Origin of the sequence: Gordonia sp. QH-12 (assembly GCF_001578675.1) — a bacterium.
Classification (GTDB): domain Bacteria; phylum Actinomycetota; class Actinomycetes; order Mycobacteriales; family Mycobacteriaceae; genus Gordonia; species Gordonia sihwensis.
In genome coordinates, this window is the sequence record NZ_KQ969282.1 from 345,850 (window position 1) to 363,538 (window position 17,689).

The window sequence follows — 17,689 nt, forward strand, 5'->3', positions numbered from 1 at the left end:
GATGACGGCCCCCGGGCACCCTGCGACGGGTGCGGATTTCGTCGTCGTCGCAAATCGTCTTCCGGTCGACAAGAAGGTCCGGCCCGACGGCTCCGTGGTCTGGAAGCGTTCGCCGGGCGGACTCGTGACGGCACTGACCCCCACCCTGGAGACCCGGTCGGGCGCCTGGGTGGGGTGGTCGGGCAGCGCGTCGCAGGACGGGTCCCCCGAGGAGAAGCCCGACGTCGAGGGCATCGACATCCACCCGGTGCCGCTGAGCGCCGCAGAGGTCGAGGACTACTACGAGGGGTTCTCGAACGCCACTCTGTGGCCGCTGTTCCACGATCTACTCGTCAAGCCCGAGTATCGGCATGACTGGTGGGAGGCGTACGTCCGGGTGAACCGCCGGTTCGCGGAGACCGCCGCGAGTGCTGCGGCCCCGAATGCGATGGTCTGGGTTCAGGACTATCAGCTGCTCCTGGTGCCCGCGATGCTGCGCGAGACGCGTCCCGACCTGCGGATCGGGTTCTTCCTGCACATTCCCTTCCCGCCGACCGAGCTGTTCAGCCAGCTCCCCTGGCGCACCGATCTCCTCGAAGGCCTGCTGGGCGCCGACCTGCTCGGCTTCCACCTGCCCGGAGGCGCCGAGAACTTCCTGACACTCGCGCGCCGGCTCCTCGGCACCCGCACCTCGAACGGCCCGATCACCGCGCGGGAGGATTTCGGAGCGGTGGAGTACGACGGCCGCACCGTCAAGGTCGGCTCGTTCCCCATCTCCATCGATTCGGCCGATGTGGCGGCGCAGGCCACGGCCGCCGCCGACCGCGCGGTCACGATCCGCGCCGAACTCGGTGACCCCGAGGTGCTGCTGCTCGGCGTCGACCGGCTCGATTACACCAAGGGAATCGACGTCCGGCTGGCCTCGCTGGAGCGGCTGTTCGCTTCCGGCCGGCTCGATCCCGCGAAGACGGTGATGGTTCAGCTCGCCAGCCCCAGCCGCGAGCGCGTCGACAGTTACATCGACATGCGCAATCGCATCGAGCAGATGGTCGGTCACCTCAACGGCAAATACGGGACCGTCGCGCGCCCGCCGATCCGCTACCTGCTGCAGCCGGTGGCCCGCGACGAGTTGCTCGCCTATTTCCGCGCGGCCGACGTCATGCTCGTGACCCCGATGCGCGATGGGATGAACCTTGTCGCCAAGGAGTACCTCGCCGCGCGCGCGGATCTCGGCGGCGCCCTCGTCCTGAGCGAGTTCACCGGCGCCGCAGCCGAACTCGGCGAGGCCTACCTGCTGAATCCGTACGACGACCGCGACGTCGACGACGCGATCGAGGCCGCCGTCACCGATCCCGCCGAGGCCCGCCGTGAGCGGATGCGCATCCTCCACGATCAGGTGATGACCAACGACGTGGATCTGTGGGCCACCAGCTTCCTCGACACCCTCGCCGCCGACGCATGACCGAGACGATGCTCGACGACGCCCTGCGGGCCGCGCTCGAAGCGTTCGCCGCCCGTCCGCGGGTGCTCGTCGCCTCCGACTACGACGGGTGCGTCTCACCCATCGTGGCGCGGCCCGAGGACGCCGTCCCCGAACCGCGCTCGATGGCCGCGCTGGAGCAGTGCGCCGCGGCGCCGCGGACCGCGGCGGCACTGGTGTCCGGCCGGGCCCGCGCCGACCTGCGCGCGCTCTCCGGAGCAAGTGAGAACATCACGCTGGTCGGCAGCCACGGCGCCGAGTTCGCCGAAGGCTTCGACGATCCGGTCACCGACGGGCAACGCGAACTGCTGCGGCGGATCGTCGCCGAGTTCCGCGGTCTGAGTGCCCGGTTCCCCGGCACCTCGGTGGAGGTGAAGCCGGTCAGCACCACCCTTCATGTGCGCAACGCATCCCCCGCCGACGCCGACGCCGCGCTCGCTCTCGCCGAGTCCGGTCCGGCGTCGTGGGACGGGGTGCAGGTGACCCACGGCAAAGCGGTCATCGAACTCGCGGTGATCGAGACCAGTAAAGGACACGCCCTCGACCGCCTGCGCGCGGCGCTCGAGGTGGACGCCGTGCTCTACCTCGGCGACGACGTGACCGACGAGAAGGCCTTCGCGCGCCTCGGTCCGGACGATGTGGGAGTCAAGGTCGGAGACGGCCCGACGGCGGCGCACTTCCGCGTCGCGGATCCGAACGGGGTCGCGACAGTCCTGGAGACCGTGGCCGCTCTGCGCCGCTGACGGTCGTGCGAAGGCGCACTGAGCGACCCTCCAGGCCCGTTGAGCGAGCACAGCGAGTCGAAACCCCAAACAGGCAGTCTCGATACAGCATGCTCGCTACGCTCACAGGCCTACTCGACAACCCTCAACAGACAAACACCACCGAGCCACCCTCCAGGCCCGTTGAGCGAGCACAGCGAGTCGAAACCCCAGACAGGCAGTCTCGATACGGCAACCCTGGAAACAGCTACCGAGCGACCCTCCAGGCCCGTTGAGCGAGCGCAGCGAGTCGAAACCCCAGACAGGCAGTCTTGATACGGCCTACTCGACGAGCCGGATGAATTCAGCCGCCGACGACACCCAGTGGATCGGCGTACACCGCGGAGAGCGCCACGGCCACGGCCGCCGCCTCGGGTACGTGCACCCCGAAGCAGGTCGGGACGATCTCCAGCGGTCTCGGCAACAGGCTGGCCGCGTCGAACGCCGCCTGCACCGGAGCCAGCCCGTGCGGATGGGCCGAGAAGGCGTCGCCGGCCACCGTGATCGCATCGGGATTCAACACATCACGCATCATCGCCACCGCCTCGCCGAGCACACGCGCGCGATCGTCGGCGACCACGCCGGCCGACTCGTCCACGTCCAGCCGGGCGGCCGCGGCCTTGACCGCCGCCGTGCCGATCACCGACTGCAACGGCGCCACCGGCTCGACGGCCAGCACCCCCGGTTCCACCCGGAGCCCGGCGATGGTCCCCGCGCCGTGCGCGGGCTGGTGTACTTCGCCGTCGATGATCAGGGCCATGCCGACCGTCTCACGGGCGTAGAAGAACAGGCTCGATCCGCTGCGCTGAACGGTCGACGCCAACAGTAATTCCGCGGCCGCCATCGCCTGAACGTGTTCGGCCACCGACACCGGCACGCCGAGGGCCGCGTGCAGACGCTCCCCCAGCGGCTGCCGATGCCAGCGCAGGATCGTGTGGTCGACGAGGCCGGTGGCGTCGTCGACCACCCCACCGAGCGCTGCGCCCGCCCAGAGGACCCGCCGACCGGAGAAGCGCCCCGCGAGTTCGGCGAGCAGTTCGCACAATCTATCGACGGCCGACGCGGCGTCGGCGTTCGCGAGTTCCTTCGTACGGATCGCGTGACTGTACAGCGTGCGGCCTCCGACGTCGGCGATGACGAGCGCCGTCCGGCGGGCACCGATGTGCATGCCCGCGACGCAGAACCGGTCGGGGTCCAGGGTCAGTGGCAGCTTGGGCCGTCCGACTCCGCTGTGCCCGAGCAGATCGGGTCGCTCGATCACCAGGCCCGCCTCCAGGAGTGCGTTCACCTGCCGGTTGACGGTGGCGGCCGAGAGCCCGGTGTCGGCGACAAGTCGGTCCCGGGTCGCCGGAGCACTGATACGGACAGCGTTGAGAACGGCGGCGGCAGGGCCGGATCCGAAACGAAGTGGCGCGGCCACCACGCCGGCGATGGTCATGCGTCGAACCTATCAGCAGACGAGTTCGGGGCCCGCGGACTCCGGGCATCGCCGGCACCCGCCGCCACTAGACTCGATGCCATGACTAGCTCCGAGAGTTCCAGCAGCAAGGGCAAGATCGCGGTCGTCACGGGGGCGAGTTCGGGTATCGGTGCGGCGACGGCGCGCAGCCTGGCCCGCGATGGCTACACCGTGGTGCTGGGCGCGCGGCGCGTCGACCGCATCGACGCGCTCGCCCAGGAGATCGGCGGCCGCGCCAGGTACCTCGACGTCACCGACGCCGCCTCGGTGGAACGCTTCGCCGCGACGCTCGACCGCGTGGACGTCCTGGTCAACAATGCGGGCGGTGCCAAGGGCCTGGCCCCGGTGGCGGAGGCGGACCTCGAGGACTGGCGCTGGATGTGGGAGACCAACGTGGTCGGCACACTGCGCGTCACCAAGGCCCTGCTTCCGAAGATCGAGGCATCGGGCGACGGTCTCATCATCACGATCACCTCCACCGCGGCACTCGAAGCGTACGACAACGGCGCGGGTTACACCTCTGCGAAGCACGCGCAGGGCGTCCTGCACCGGACACTGCGCCTGGAACTGCTCGGCAAGCCCATCCGGCTGACCGAGATCTGCCCCGGGATGGTCGAGACCGAGTTCTCCCTCGTCCGCTTCGGCGGCGACGCCGCGAAGGCCGAGTCGGTGTACGAGGGGCTGACGCCGATGGTCGCCGAGGACATCGCCGAAATCGTGTCCTTCACCGCGTCCCGGCCGTCGCACGTCGACCTCGACCAGATCGTCGTCCGCCCCCGCGATCAGGCCACCTCGCGCCGCAACATCAAGACCGGGTAGGCGCCGGGAGTCGCGGACTACTGGAAGACGACCGTCTTGCGGTCGTGCACCAGAACGCGGTGCTCCAGGTGCCAGCGTACGCCGCGGGCGAGCACGAGCGTCTCGATGTCTCGGCCCTGACGCACCATGTCGGCCGCAGAGTACTCGTGGTTGATCCGGCTGACGTCCTGCTCGATGATCGGGCCGGCGTCGAGATCGGCGGTGACGTAGTGGCAGGTGGCGCCGATCAGCTTCACCCCGCGGTCGAACGCCTGATGGTACGGCCGGGCCCCCACGAAGCTCGGCAGGAAACTGTGGTGGATGTTGATGGCCTTGCCGGCCCAGGCTTCGCACAGGTCGGCGGGCAGGATCTGCATGAAGCGCGCGAGCACGATCGCGTCGGGGTCGTAACCGTCGACGATCGCCCGCACGTCCGCGAACGCTTCTTCCTTGCCACCGGCGGGAAAGGGCACGTGGTGGAACGGAACACCGAATCGCGTGGTCATGGTCTCCAGGTCCCGATGATTTCCGACCACCGCACTGACCCGAGCCGGGAACTCGCCGCGCTCGGCACGGGACAGGAGATCGGTGAGACAGTGACTGTCCTTGCTGACCAGCAGCACCACTGATTTCTCGGCACCGGTGTCGGACACCTGCCATTCGGCCTCGGGCCCGAACATCGCGGCCACCTCGGCGAAACGGCTCCGGAACTCCTCCACCGGCATCCCGATCGAATCGGCACGGACGGCCTGCCGGGTGAAGAACCAGCCGGTGGTCTGATCCGAGTGGTACGCCGCCTCGGTGATCCACCCGCCAACGCCGGCGAGGAAGCCGGAGAGGGCCGCGACGATGCCGGTGCGGTCGGGGCAGCCGAGGGTCAGGACGAAGCGACGGTCGTCGCCGGAGGAGATCTGCGAGTTGCTCACAGTTCTCAGTGTGCCAAGCTCGATTCCGTGACGAACACCAACCTGACCCGAGCGGATGTCGCAGCGATGGTCGACCACACGCTGCTGAAGCCCGAAGCGACCCGGGCCGATGCGCAGGCCACCATCATCGACGGTCTGGAGCTCAGCGTGTACTCGATCTGCCTGTCACCGTCGATGCTGCCCATCGACACCGGGTCCGCGCGCACCTGCGTCGTGGCGGGATTCCCGTCGGGCAAGCATCACTCGCTGGTGAAGGCATCCGAGGCACGCCTCGCTGTGGATTCCGGTGCGGATGAGATCGACATGGTGATCGACGTCGGCGCCGCGGTCGACGGCCGGTACGACGAGGTCTTCGCGGACGTCCTGACCGTCCGCGAGGCGATCGGCCGCGACCGGGTGCTCAAGGTGATCGTCGAGTCCGCGGTCCTGCTCGACGCGGTCGGCGACGACTGTCTCGTGCAGGTCTGCCGGCGCGCCGTCGAAGCGGGCGCCGACTTCGTCAAGACCTCGACCGGTTTCCATCCGGCGGGCGGTGCGAGCGTCCGCGCGGTCGAGTTGATGCGAGCGACAGTCGGCGACGGCGTCGGTGTCAAAGCCAGCGGCGGCATCCGCACGGCGGCAGCAGCCGCCGATCTCATCGCCGCGGGCGCGAATCGCCTCGGGCTGTCGGGCACCCGCGCGGTGCTGGACGGCTTCGCCGAGTAGGCCGCGGCAGTACGGCTGCCGAGCGGCACGGCTAGACCGCGCAGCCTCCGGAACCGCTGGACGCGTTGGTCGACTCCGCGGCCGACTTCAGGTTCACATCGTCGCCGGCGAAGGCGAAGTCGATGCCCGACTTGCCGACGTCGAGCTTGGTGACGTGGATCTGCTTGAACAGCGGACCGAACATCGCAGCGGTGACCTGATCGACGATCGGCTGAGCGAAGTCGGACGGGAGACCGAACATCAGCGCCGTCGCGTCCTTCACCTCGAACGAGACCGCACCGTCCTTCACCACCGGCTTGAGCGTCACGGTGGCGGGGATCGGGATGATCGTGATGTTGACCGTCGTGGAGATCTTGATGGTCCCCGCAGACGGATCGGCGCTGATGGACTCGATGGTCGGGCTGCCGTTCTGGCCCTCCTGGCTCATCGTCTGAATGCGCTCGTAGGGAAGGAACCCGTTGCCCTGCAGTGACTGCACGGTGCCGCCGTCGGTGCTGATCCCCTCGGCCCGGGCGTGCAGTTGCATGGTGGAGTCGCCGCCACCGGTGGTGTCTACCTGGACCCACGGGACGTCGCCGTCGACCACCGACATGAGCATCGGTCGCCGAGACACCGAGACGTCGGTTCCGGTTCCGGTCAGGTTCTCGAAGGAGGTCTGCAGACAGCTGGTGACCTTGTGCCGGACGTACAGTTCGGATCCGACGCCGGCGATCACCACGAGCAGTACCACGGCGGCCACGATGAGGCCGATCGTCCGGCCGCGTCCGCGCTTGGCCGACGGCGACGACATCACCGGCGCACCGGACGACGGCGGCGGCGGTGGCGGCGGAGCTGCCGCGACCGGAGTGAACGCCCCCGAGTCGAGTGCGTCCATCTGCTTGGTCGGCGGCTTGCCGGACTCCGAGTAGGCGTGCGTGGCCGGGTCCGAGGTGTAGCGGATCGGCCCGGTGATGACCTCCCCGGTCGGGGTGTCGTCGGGAAGAGCGCCGTCGGTGTCCGAGACGCTGTGCTTGCCCGTCGCCGCGGGCTCCTCGGCCCCTGTGGACTCGTCGGACCCCGCGGCGCGGGCGGGCTCCCTCGCCGCATCCGACTCCGGAGCGACGTGCTCCCGGGTCTCGGATTCGCCGACGGCGGCCTCGTCGGAGGCTTCGTCGTCGGAGGAATGCGACGAGCGCGGAGAGTCAGTCATGCGGGTTCGTCCGATCCAGGCGGGGAATGTCACGGGCATTGGCCAGCACGGCCAACGCGCTGCGCGCCTTGTCTGTCAGGGCGAGATCGATGTCATGGACACCCATCTGCACCGCGGAGTCATAGTCGGCGATCACGCTACCGAATGGATCTGAGAGTCGGCTATGACCTATCCCGGTGGGAGCCAAGGAGTCTCTGATGGCGGGGTCGGAGGGTTCGGCCTGACCGACGCCCGCGACGTAGGCGGTGGAGTCCAGCGCCCGAGCGCGAGTCAGGATCTCCCACTGCTCGAGTTTGCCGGGTCCCGAACCCCACGACGTGGGGACCACGATCATCTGTGCTCCGCGTCGGGCGAGTTCGGTGAACAGCGCGGGAAACCGGATGTCGTAGCAGGTGGCGACGCCGACCGTGCAGTCACCGACGTCGAAGACGAGCGGCCGGTGTCCCGGCGCCACGGTCCGCGACTCGGCGAAGCCGAAGGCGTCGTACAGGTGGATCTTGTCGTAAGCGAGGGGTGCGCGTCCGGGTCGTGCCACCAGGACCGTGTTGCGGATCCGGCCGTCGGGCGCGGGCGTGAACATCCCCGCCGCCACCGCGACTCTGTGAGCGTCCGCGGCGGCCGCGACCGCCGATGCCCACGGGCCGTCGAGTGGCTGCGCCACATCGCGGAGGGAGACGCCGAACCGGCACATGGCCGCTTCTGGAAACACCACCAGGTCGGCTCCGGCCGCGGAGGCGTCCCGCACGCCGTCGAGCACGATCTCCAGATTGGCGTCCGGGCTGTCGGTGGAACTCATCTGGGCCATCGCCAGTCGCATGCAGTCTCCCTCGGGCACGAGAACATCACTTCTGATAAAGCGTAGATCCCTCCGGCCCGCGGCTGCTGCTGATGAGCTTGGCGAAGCAGTGGTCCTTGTCGAGCCCGTTTCCGCGGCACCAGGCCAGTGCGTCGTCCGCGCTCGCGAAGCCCTGGGCCGACACCGTCACCCACCAGCCGCTTTCGGAGAACACCGGCCACTCACTCGAGTCGATCAGCCGGACCTGCGGGTACCGGGACCGAGACGACTCGAACTCCGCCAGGATGGTCTGGTTGTCCCAAGTACGGCCGTCGGCGTACAGGCCCGGGCGCCTCGCACTGATCTGCGCAGCCCAGCGATCGGCGAGGGCACCGCGGAAATCGGCGGCGTCGGCCGTCGCCTGATCGCGCAGGCGCCCGGCGGCATCGGTCTCCGGATCGGCCACCACCGATGTCACGGTGTGCGTGGGAGGTGCCTGCGTGACGACCGTCGGGGCCGGGTCCGCGGTCTTCTCGTCGGGGGCGTTCACGACCTTCATCCAGACGACGACGGCGGCCACCGCCAGACCTATCACGCAGGCGATCGCCAGACCGAGAAGGACCGCACGCCCCGCCCCGCCGGCCGGTGCCGGCCCGTAGCCGGGCGGCGGATACGGGCCGCTCGGATACTGCGTCGGAGCGTAGAGCGGTCCCGAGGATGTGGGGCCGGCGTAGTGCGGACCCGAGCGGTACGGGTCCTCGAGACCGGGGGTGTCGTAGGTTCTGGTCGGCTCCCGCAGCGGCGGCACCGACGGAGGGTCGGGCACCGGCCGCGACATCGTCTCGGCGTAGTGATCGACGTCGGGCGCAGTCTGTGCGGTGTCATTCCGTGCGGTGTCATTCCGTGCGGGGTCATTCCGTGCGGGGTCATCCGGCCGGCCATCTGTGGACATGCCGGAAGCGTATCGGCGAACTCCGACATCTTCGGGAAACCCGACCGAACGGACGACAGTCGCAGTGCGTGGCCTCGGGGCTTCCGCCGCGTGCGGAACTCGTCAGGTCAAGCGGGAGCGACGGCGCCCCACGGCACGGTCAGCAGGTTGTCCACGCGACGGCCGCGAGGCACGCGGACCTCGACCCCCGAGTCCCGGAGCATGTCACGCGCGTACCGCCAGCGGTCGCGCGGGCCGAAGACCTCGCGCCCGGCCGCCCGGTCCCAGCACTGATCGGCGGTCTCCAGGAGCCGATGGATCGCCTCACCGTCCACGTTGCGGTGGATCAGTGCCTTCGGCAGCCGTTCGGCCAACTCCGACGGGCGACGGGTGTGTGCGGGCGACCACGCGAGAGTCAGTTCGATCGGTCCGTCGCGGTCGAGGAGGATCCAGCAGCATCGGCGGCCGATCTCGTCGCAGGTGCCCTCCACGATCAGGCCGCCCGGGGCCAGCGCGCTCTGCATCTGCGCCCACGCCGCATGCACCTCGTCCTCGCCGTACTGCCTGAGCACGTTGAACGCCCGAACCAGGTGCGGTCGAAGACCCGCGAGTTCGAAGCCGCCGAGCGCGAAGCGCACCCCGTGACGCGGTTCCACGATCCGGGCGGGGTCGATCTCCAGGCCGACGAGGTCCAGGTCGGGTATCACCCGGCGCAGCCGGATCGCCATCTCCACCGCGGTGTCGGGGCGGCCGCCGTATCCGAGGTCGACGGCCAGCGGCCGCGGAACGTCGCAGGCGGCACGGACACGGGGGTCGGCGGCCATCGCGCGGTCGACGCGACGGAGCCGATTGATGTTCGTGGTACCGCGGGTGATGCGCCCGCTGGGTCGTCCGGCCGCGAGGCCGGCGCCTCTCACGCGAGGCTGTCCTCGACCCAGGTCGACGTGAACTCGGCTTCGCCGCGGAACAGGTCCACCAGATTCACCAGCATCAGCTGTTCGAGCTTGGCGTTGACGAACGGGATGTACACCTTCACCTCGGTCGTCTTGCGGATGGTGCACCCGGTGTCGGTCGGGAACAGTTCCTGACGCCCGGTGAGCGAACCCGGACCGGCCGGGATGGACGCGCTGTAGCTGCCGTCGGTGTTCACCGGATCGAACACGCCGTAGTTCTCCGTGCGCGTGATCATCATGTCCTTGAGCATGACGGTCTGGGCGATGGGCGGCAGCATGTCCCGCGTGATGGTCTGCTGCAGGACCACGCGGATCCCGTCGTCACCGGTCTCGAACTCCTCGACGTTCGAGATCGGGGTCAGCTCGCGGAACTCGACCATGAGATCTTCCCAGTACTTCTTCTGCGACAGTGCCTGGTAGATTTTCTCGGCCGAGTGCGGGTACCGAGCTGAGTAGCTGAGCCGTCGTGCCATGTGGGACAGCGTAACGTCAGATTCAACCCTGCCGAAATTCGACGGATGCGTCACGTTCGGCGTCGAGCAGCAGTCCGACCTGCTCGATGATCGCCTTCTCGATCTTGCCGCCGACGAACGGGATCGAGACATCGGCCTGTCCGGAATACCGCGCGACCGCCGGGTCCCCGCTGATGACGATGTCACCGTGGATCTTCGCCGGAGCACCGGAGACCGCCGCCTCCATCGAGCCGGTGATCTGCTCGCCGGCCAGCCGGAACACGCTGGTCCGCGGGATCTCCAGGTCGCCGGGCCGGACCGCGGTCACGACGGACGGCAGGTTCTCCGCACCGACGCCCTGCTTGCTCACCACTGTCACCTGATCGCCGTCGAGTGCGAACGACTCGATCGAGCCGTGCCCGGCGTTGGTCGCCTGCACCAGGTCCCGCCAGTACTGTTCGGTGCTGATCAGCGACCACAGTGCGGACACGGAGAACGGATAGCTGACCGAATGCTCGAACTTGCTCGACATGGCAGCCAGGTTACCGTTACTGACGTGACCGACCCACAGCAGACCACCCGTGTGCGCGACGCCTCGAGCGTCCTCTTGGCCGACTTCACCACCCTGCGGCTGGGTGGACCCGCACGCGCCGTCGTCCGGTGCGAGACGACCGACTCACTGGTCGCGACGGTCGCCGGTCTCGACGCCCGGCGCGAGCCGGTGTTGCTGATCGGTGGCGGCTCCAACCTCGTGATCGGCGACGACGGTTTCGAGGGCACCGCGGTCGTCATCGCGAGCGCCGGAATCGAGTACGGAGACGAGGACGGACGGCCGTACGTGACGGCTGAGGCCGGAACCGATTGGGACTCCCTGGTCGCCGACACCGTCGCCGCGGGCTTCGGCGGGTTGGAGTGCCTCTCGGGCATCCCCGGCGCCGCAGGCACCACACCGGTTCAGAACGTCGGCGCTTACGGCGTCGAGGTCGCCGACGTTCTGCGGAGCGTGCGATTGCTCGACCGCGCCACCGGAGACATCCGCTGGGCCGCGCCCGACACACTGGGCCTGGCCTACCGGACGAGCGACTTGAAGGGCCGCCACGATCAGGTGGTGCTGGCCGTCTCGTTCTGGCTCAATCCGGGCGGCGTGTCGGCGCCGATCCGGTACCGCGAACTGGCCCGCACGCTCGGCGTGGACGAGGGCGGCACCGCCGGCGCCCGCGACGTGCGCGACCGGGTGCTCGGGCTCCGCGCCGCGAAGGGCATGGTGCTCGACCCCGCCGATCACGACACCTGGAGCGCGGGATCGTTCTTCACCAACCCGATCGTTCCCGAAGAGCGTGTGGAGGCGATTCTCGAGCGCATCGCGGCGCACGTCGGCGCCGACGTCGCGGTCCCCCGCTATCCGGCGGACGCCGGTGTGAAGCTGTCGGCGGGGTGGCTGATCGAACGCGCCGGTTTCACCAAGGGCTTCCCGGGCGACGGAGCGCCCGTCCGGCTGTCGACCAAGCACACGCTGGCGCTGACCAACCGCGGCGGCGCCGACACGGCGGATCTACTCGAACTCGCCGGGCGGGTGCGGGACGGGGTGCGGGACGTCTTCGGCGTCGAACTGCACCCCGAACCCGTCTTCGTCAACTGCCGGTTGCCGCGCTGACCCCGGAGAGCAGATTGCCGAGCAGTGCGTCGAACTCAGCGGACCGCTCGTAGGGAACCATGTGTCCCGCACCCTCGTACACGTTGTACGAGTACAGGAAACCGCGTCGGCTCAGCACCTTGGCCATCTCCTGGGCGTGTTCCACCGGCGTCAGGAGGTCGGCACTGCCGACGACCACCGCCGTCGGGACCGTCACCTTGTCGAGTCCGGACAGCACGTCGAGCGAGTACATCGCCGAGCCCCACGCACCGCGCGCCTTCGGCGAGCAGGAAGCGATCATCTCGTCGGTGAAGTCGACGTGGGCCTGGCGGGCGACGGGACCGGTCGTCACATAGTGGGAGAACTTCTCGGTCAACGAGTTGCTCGGCAGGGGCAGCCGCGAGGAGGTGAAGGTCCGCTCCAGCACTCGCTTGCCCGGACCGGCTACGGCCGGCATGTCCTCGGGGATCAGATGCTGTCGCTGGACCACTCCGCGTGCAGCCGTGGAACACAGGACGATGGCCGAGACCCGGTCCTCCATGCCCGCACCGAACTGCTTGGCCCACGACATGATCGTCATGCCGCCCATGCTGTGTCCCACCAGCACCGCGCGCTTGCCCTCGGGGATCATCGCTTCGAGGACTGCCTGCAGGTCCTGACCCAGCATCTCGATGGTCGCCGCGGCCGTTCCCATCTCCGAGAGGCCGTGGCCGCGCTGGTCGTAGGCCACCATCGGGCGGCCGCTGCCGAAGTGGTTGAACTGTGCGTTCCAGAATCCGGTGTTGCAGGTCCAGCCGTGAATCAGCACGACGATCTCGTCGGCGTCCTCGACGTCACCGGAGGCCACCACGTGCAGCAGCGTGCCGTCCGGGGTGCCGACCACCGACGACCGCATGGGGTGCGTCGGCGGAGCGAGCATCGGGTCGGGGCCGTCCTGAACGGGATCGGGGTACTTGAACACCTCGCGGACCATGAATCCGCCGGCGACCGCCAGTTCGGCAGCCGCCACTCCAGCGGCGCCCACCGCGCCGATCGTCGCCCAACGGCGCGCTCGCGTCCATGTGTTCTTCGTCGTCATTCGTCGACCTCCGTCTGGCCGCCGGTCGCCCGGCTGCTCTGCGCAGACTGCTGCTGCGTCGCATCGAAATAGGTACTGGCCTCGCCGATCGCCCGCGAGATCTCCTTGTCGAGAGCCCGGCTGAAGGTGGTCTCGACGATCTCGTGGGCCATCGGCCGAACGGTCTGGATCAGCTCGGCCATCTTCGCCAGCTTCTCCTCGCCGAGGTTCGGCAGATTCTCGTCGAAGTACTTGTCGGTGATGATGGATACGAAGCTCCGAGCGACATCGGTCAGATCCGACTCGACTCGCATCCATCGATCGAGCAGGTCATCGATGTCGATGCCGCCCTTCACCAGCACTTCGGCGCCTTCGAGCAGCTCCGGATTGCGGATTGCGTAGTGGGCGCCGTCCTTCGTGAGCAGTCCCAGCTTCTGACTGAGATTGATCGACCGCTCGTCGGCGCCCAGCGTCTTCTTCAATTCGGTGAAGGTGATGGTGGCGGCCCGCTTGATGTTGCGGAACCTTCCGCCCTTCGGAGCCGCGCGCAGCACGTGCTCCACCTTCATTCCGTAATGCGCGGCGTGCAGGAGTTCGCTGATCGTCGCGAACGTGTAGCCGCGTTCCAGCATGCGTGAGATCAGGTTGAGCCGGACGAGGTGCTCGTCGGAGTACCAGCCGGTGCGCCCACGGATCGTCGGCGGCGGGAGCAGTCCCCGGTCCTGATAGACGCGGATGTTCCGGACGCTGACTCCGGAGACCTGCGCGAGGTCGTTGATGCGGTATTCGCTCACCGGTGGGGTCCCCGCGTCCCTACGCGTTCTTCCGGAACCACGAGCGGCCCAGGATCTCGTCGGTCCGAACCCGGACGTCGACGACGTAGACGAGGACCGCGGTGATCGCGGCGAGGAAGAACATCAGTCCGAAGCCGAGCGATGCCTGCACCAGCCAGATCAGCAGCGTCGACACCGCGAGGACGGCCACCCAGAAGGTCTTCGTCTGCGCGTCGACGGCGGTGAAGGCGTCGGGTCGCGTGATCGCGGCGTGCACCAGGGCCACGGCCGCGGTGACGCCCGCGATGACGGTGATGGCCAGCAGGATGTACTGCTGGGCGTAGATGACGAAACTCGCTGCGCTCACGACTCCACCTTAATCACGCGCCGGCTCGGCCGAATCGGCCCGGAGGACGTCGACCGTGCCGGCCGCGGACGCTCCGTCCGACTGCTCGCTCGCTCCGTTCTCTCGGCGGAACGAATCGTAGATCTCCAGCAGCATCTGCTTCTGCCGCTCGCTGATGGAACTGTCGGCGAGCAGTGCGTCGCGCACCGGGCTCGCCGGCCGCGCCTCCAGGATTCCGGCGCGCACGTAGAGCACTTCCGCGGAGACGCGGAGTCCCTTGGCGATCTGCGAGAGCACGTCGGCCGACGGCTTGCGCAGCCCGCGCTCGATCTGAGAGAGGTACGGGTTGCTGACGCCCGCTCGCTCGGCCAGCTGCCGGAGTGAGACCTTGGCGGACAGCCGCTGACTGCGGATGAACTCGCCGATGTCCTGCGCAGCGGTGGCCATGGCCTCGACGGTTCCCGTCTCGGACTGGCCGTCCTGGTGATCATGCTCGGATGTCATACGAAACTCGTGCCTCCCGGATTCCATTATCCGCACCGGGCGCTAACAAGTGCAAGCGCGTCAGGGGAACAGCAGAACCGAGACCGTGTAAATGGCCAGGCCGGCCAGCGATCCGACCACCGTGCCGTTGATGCGGATGAATTGCAGATCACGCCCGACCTGCAGTTCGATCTTGCGACTGGTCTCCGCGGCATCCCATCCCCGGACCGTCTCGGTGATCACCGAGATGATCTCCGCCGAGTAGTTGTCGGCCACGTGACGGGCCGCCCGCACCGCCCAGCCGTTGAGCTTGGCCTGCAGCGGTTCGTCGTCGCGGATCCGTTCCGCCAACTGCACCACCGCGTCGGAGAGCGAGGTACGCAGCGTCGACTCCGGGTCGTCGAGCATCTGCTCGATGACCGCCTTGCCCGCCTGCCACGCGGTCGACGCCGCTCCGGTCACCTCGTCTCGTCCGAGGAGTTCCTCTTTGAGGTTCTCGAACTTGGCGATCGTCGCCTCGTCCTCCTGCAGTTCCCGGGCGAAGTCCTCGACGAAATCGTGCATGGCGATCCGCAGCTCATGCTGCGGATCGGCGCGGACCTTGTAGGTGAACTCGGTCAGTTCGCGGTAGATCCGGTCGCCGACGAGATGGGTCACGAAGCGCGGTGCCCACGCCGGACCGTCGCGGTCCACCACGCGGTCGATGAGCGGCTGACTGCCCAGCGCCCACTCGTGCGCGCGGTCGCAGGCGAGTTGGATCACCGGTTCGAGACGGTTCTCGGCGACGAGCTGCTCGAGGATGCGCCCGGCGGGCGGTGCCCACAGCGGTTCCGCCGCCCATTTGAGGGCGGCCTGTATGAGGCGTTCGACGTCCTCGTCGCGCAGCATCTCCGAGCAGAGCTTGAAGATCCTCGAGACCTCGTCGTTCACCCGCGGCTTGTTCGCCGGGTCGGCGAACCACGTGGAGACTCTGCGCGGCAGGTCGAGCGAGGCGACACGATCCTCGATCACCTCGCGGGTCATGAAGTTCTCCTGGACGAAGCCGCCGAGCTGGTCGCCGATCTGGTCCTTCTTCCGCGGGATGAGCGCGGTGTGCGGAATCGGCAGTCCGAGCGGCTGACGGAACAGCGCGGTGACCGCGAACCAGTCGGCCAACGCACCGACCATTCCGGCCTCGGATGCGGCGCGGACGAATCCGACCCACGCGGCCACGTCCGCTCCGTCCCGGTGTTCGAGCCAGCGCATGCAGAAGTAGATCACCGCGGCGCCGACCAGCAGGCCGGTCGCCACGATCTTCATCCGCCGCAGGTCGTGGGCTCGTTTCGCGTCCGCCTGCGTCAGTCCCGCGGGCACCGCCGGAGACTTCGGGGTGCGCTGTCGATGGTCCAAGGTTGACGACACTCGTCCAGTGTTCCGTACGAGCTACTAGGGTTTCCAGGTGATGCCGAACCCTCCGATACCCACGAGTGCCGCGCGCGCCGCCGTCAACGCGGCGGCGACGCTGACGCGCGAGCTCGAACAACGCATCCTGACGCCTGCGGTGGAAGCCGTCGCCTCCGACGGCCGTAAGCAGCGCTGGGAGAAGCACAAGCAGGAGCGACGCGCCGAGCTGACCGCGGGCACGGTGGAAGCGATCCGGGCTCTCGGCCCGGAGGTCGGAATGGACGACATCGCCCGCCACATCGGGGTGTCGAAGACCGTGCTCTACCGGTACTTCGCCGACAAGAACGACCTCGCCGCCGCCGTCACGCTCTGGTATGTGGAGACGACCGTGATGCCGCGACTCATCGACGCGCTGTCGGGCGACATCGGCGACTACCGCCTGGTTCAGGCCGTCATCAGCGTGTACGTGGAGACGGTGTCGTCGGATCCCAATGTCTACCGGTTCACGATGGCGCGGCCGTCGGGCAGCCGTCCGGTCGCCGCCGAGGCCGAGAAGATCTTCGCGGGGGCCCTCGAATCGACGCTCGAGGCGCGATTCGCGGCCCGCGGCGCCCAGACTCGCGGCGCCCGCACTTGGGCACGCGCGATGGTCGGGGCCACCACCGTCGCCGTTGAGGAGTGGATCGCCGTCCCGGACCGGACCTCGCAGGATCTGGCCGAGGAACTGACGATGCTCGTCTGGGGCGGCATCGTCGGCGTGGTGGGCGCGGGTGGCGATCCGGCCTGCTTCGCAGCCGATCCCCCACAGCTCCCTCCGGACGAAGGGCATCCGCCCGCCGGGTGACCGGGCGCAGACCGGGAGGCTCTCCGCGACCACGGCTCAGGCCGCCGCGTGTCCCGGCCGGGACTCGCGATCGGGTTGGGCCGCGGCCTCCGGCGGCGGATGCTCGCGGCGATGCGGAACGGGAACTTGTTGATCCTCCCGTGGGTGCAGGTGCCGTGCCTGCCCGGCGTGGTGGACGGGGTTCAGGCGCCAGGGGTGATCGGTGGTGGCCGGTCGCCAGCCCATGCGTCCGGCATCGGGTCCGTCGGGGAGGATGGTGGTCTCCCATTGGCCGCGGTTGGTGCCGACGGCGCGGTTGTGGCGCCCGCACGCGGCGCCGAGAGCATCGATGTCGGTGCGCCCTCCCGGGGTGATCCAGTCCGGTGCATGATGGGCCTGAGTTTGCCCGAAGGGGCGGTCGCAGCCGGGGGCGGTGCAACCGCGGTCGCGGGCGAACAACGCCAACCGCTGCGCTCTACTCGCACACCGCGCACCACGACCCTGGTAGAGGACCTCGCTGGTGTGATTCCGGAAGACCGCCAGATGCGGCACAGCCTCGGCAGCGAGCCGCACGAGTTCACCGATCGGAACACGGCTACCTGTCGCGGTCAACGCGATTCCGGCATGCGCGGCGAGTTCCTGATCGGTGACGGTGATGACCAACTCCGCCGGTATCCGGTTCGGTGCACCCAGCCCGCCGCGGGCGAGAACGTAATCACACAACGCCAGCAACGCATCGTGCGTGCGCTGAGCGGCACTGCGCAGATCCCGACCCCGCGCCGC

The 17,689-nt window shown here is 68.7% G+C and carries 20 protein-coding genes; 6 read left to right on the forward strand and 14 right to left on the reverse strand.

Going from position 1 to position 17,689, the window contains the following annotated elements; translation table 11 throughout:
• Position 1 precedes the first annotated feature (1 nt).
• Positions 2-1,441, forward strand: coding sequence for an alpha,alpha-trehalose-phosphate synthase (UDP-forming) (locus Y710_RS01540; RefSeq protein ID WP_006897334.1), 1,440 nt, complete (start codon positions 2-4; stop codon positions 1,439-1,441).
• Positions 1,438-2,202, forward strand: a complete 765-nt coding sequence (gene otsB / locus Y710_RS01545) for a trehalose-phosphatase (RefSeq protein ID WP_006897335.1) — start codon at positions 1,438-1,440, stop codon at positions 2,200-2,202. Before Y710_RS01540 ends, otsB begins: the two co-directional genes overlap by 4 nt.
• Positions 2,203-2,524: 322 nt before the next feature.
• Here the strand turns inward: otsB and Y710_RS01550 are convergent, their stop codons facing one another.
• Positions 2,525-3,658 (reverse strand): ROK family transcriptional regulator, encoded by a 1,134-nt coding sequence (locus Y710_RS01550; protein ID WP_006897336.1) that lies wholly within the window; start codon positions 3,656-3,658, stop codon positions 2,525-2,527.
• An 81-nt stretch (positions 3,659-3,739) separates the two neighbouring features.
• Between Y710_RS01550 and Y710_RS01555 the strand changes: the two genes are divergently transcribed.
• Positions 3,740-4,498, forward strand: a complete 759-nt coding sequence (locus tag Y710_RS01555; RefSeq protein WP_006897337.1) for an SDR family oxidoreductase — start codon at positions 3,740-3,742, stop codon at positions 4,496-4,498.
• A gap of 17 nt (positions 4,499-4,515) precedes the next feature.
• On the opposite strand, the gene purU is transcribed toward Y710_RS01555, so the two are convergent.
• Positions 4,516-5,403 carry a formyltetrahydrofolate deformylase gene (gene purU, locus Y710_RS01560; RefSeq protein WP_006897338.1) on the reverse strand — a complete coding sequence of 296 codons (888 nt, stop codon included), beginning with the start codon at positions 5,401-5,403 and terminating at the stop codon, positions 4,516-4,518.
• A gap of 27 nt (positions 5,404-5,430) precedes the next feature.
• Between purU and deoC the strand changes: the two genes are divergently transcribed.
• Positions 5,431-6,108, forward strand: a complete 678-nt coding sequence (gene deoC / locus Y710_RS01565) for a deoxyribose-phosphate aldolase (RefSeq protein ID WP_062366030.1) — start codon at positions 5,431-5,433, stop codon at positions 6,106-6,108.
• Between the two features lie 31 nt (positions 6,109-6,139).
• Here the strand turns inward: deoC and Y710_RS01570 are convergent, their stop codons facing one another.
• The 6 genes from Y710_RS01570 to Y710_RS01595 all read right to left on the reverse strand — a co-directional run bounded on the left by Y710_RS01570 (position 6,140) and on the right by Y710_RS01595 (position 10,940).
• Positions 6,140-7,297 carry an LmeA family phospholipid-binding protein gene (locus Y710_RS01570; RefSeq protein WP_062366032.1) on the reverse strand — a complete coding sequence of 386 codons (1,158 nt, stop codon included), beginning with the start codon at positions 7,295-7,297 and terminating at the stop codon, positions 6,140-6,142.
• Complete coding sequence (locus tag Y710_RS01575) at positions 7,290-8,114, reverse strand: carbon-nitrogen hydrolase family protein (protein ID WP_062366034.1); 825 nt, start codon at positions 8,112-8,114, stop codon at positions 7,290-7,292. The genes Y710_RS01570 and Y710_RS01575 overlap by 8 nt, the downstream gene beginning before the upstream one ends.
• A 25-nt stretch (positions 8,115-8,139) precedes the next feature.
• The gene (locus Y710_RS01580) at positions 8,140-9,024 is read right to left on the reverse strand and encodes a hypothetical protein (protein WP_062366036.1); all 885 of its coding nucleotides are present in this window, start codon (positions 9,022-9,024) and stop codon (positions 8,140-8,142) included.
• 107 nt (positions 9,025-9,131) lie between these two features.
• Positions 9,132-9,920 (reverse strand): hypothetical protein, encoded by a 789-nt coding sequence (locus tag Y710_RS01585; RefSeq protein ID WP_062366039.1) that lies wholly within the window; start codon positions 9,918-9,920, stop codon positions 9,132-9,134.
• The gene (locus Y710_RS01590; protein ID WP_062366040.1) at positions 9,917-10,429 is read right to left on the reverse strand and encodes a DUF2505 domain-containing protein; all 513 of its coding nucleotides are present in this window, start codon (positions 10,427-10,429) and stop codon (positions 9,917-9,919) included. Before Y710_RS01590 ends, Y710_RS01585 begins: the two co-directional genes overlap by 4 nt.
• 22 nt (positions 10,430-10,451) lie before the next feature.
• A complete protein-coding gene (locus tag Y710_RS01595) occupies positions 10,452-10,940 on the reverse strand; it encodes a DUF2505 domain-containing protein (RefSeq protein WP_006897345.1) in 489 nt (162 codons plus the stop codon).
• A 24-nt stretch (positions 10,941-10,964) separates the two neighbouring features.
• Here Y710_RS01595 and Y710_RS01600 point away from each other — a divergent pair, with 24 nt between their 5' ends.
• Positions 10,965-12,062 carry a UDP-N-acetylmuramate dehydrogenase gene (locus Y710_RS01600; protein WP_231875648.1) on the forward strand — a complete coding sequence of 366 codons (1,098 nt, stop codon included), beginning with the start codon at positions 10,965-10,967 and terminating at the stop codon, positions 12,060-12,062.
• On the opposite strand, the gene Y710_RS01605 is transcribed toward Y710_RS01600, so the two are convergent.
• The 5 genes from Y710_RS01605 to Y710_RS01625 are packed head-to-tail and all read right to left on the reverse strand — an operon-like array spanning position 12,040 to position 16,053.
• Positions 12,040-13,119, reverse strand: a complete 1,080-nt coding sequence (locus Y710_RS01605) for an alpha/beta fold hydrolase (protein WP_006897347.1) — start codon at positions 13,117-13,119, stop codon at positions 12,040-12,042. The two genes, Y710_RS01600 and Y710_RS01605, sit on opposite strands and share 23 nt — an antisense overlap.
• Positions 13,116-13,892, reverse strand: coding sequence for a MerR family transcriptional regulator (locus Y710_RS01610; protein WP_006897348.1), 777 nt, complete (start codon positions 13,890-13,892; stop codon positions 13,116-13,118). Before Y710_RS01610 ends, Y710_RS01605 begins: the two co-directional genes overlap by 4 nt.
• A gap of 19 nt (positions 13,893-13,911) precedes the next feature.
• On the reverse strand, positions 13,912-14,238 hold the full coding sequence (locus tag Y710_RS01615) for a DUF2516 family protein (RefSeq protein WP_006897349.1): 327 nt from the start codon (positions 14,236-14,238) through the stop codon (positions 13,912-13,914).
• Between the two features lie 9 nt (positions 14,239-14,247).
• Positions 14,248-14,721, reverse strand: a complete 474-nt coding sequence (locus tag Y710_RS01620) for a helix-turn-helix domain-containing protein (RefSeq protein ID WP_006897350.1) — start codon at positions 14,719-14,721, stop codon at positions 14,248-14,250.
• Between the two features lie 60 nt (positions 14,722-14,781).
• A complete protein-coding gene (locus Y710_RS01625) occupies positions 14,782-16,053 on the reverse strand; it encodes a DUF445 domain-containing protein (RefSeq protein WP_006897351.1) in 1,272 nt (423 codons plus the stop codon).
• 88 nt (positions 16,054-16,141) lie between these two features.
• Between Y710_RS01625 and Y710_RS01630 the strand changes: the two genes are divergently transcribed.
• Positions 16,142-16,927, forward strand: coding sequence for a TetR/AcrR family transcriptional regulator (locus Y710_RS01630; protein WP_006897352.1), 786 nt, complete (start codon positions 16,142-16,144; stop codon positions 16,925-16,927).
• A gap of 36 nt (positions 16,928-16,963) precedes the next feature.
• Here Y710_RS01630 and Y710_RS01635 read toward each other — a convergent pair.
• Positions 16,964-17,689 (reverse strand): HNH endonuclease signature motif containing protein (locus Y710_RS01635; RefSeq protein ID WP_156479389.1); only part of this gene is annotated, 726 nt, incomplete at its 5' end.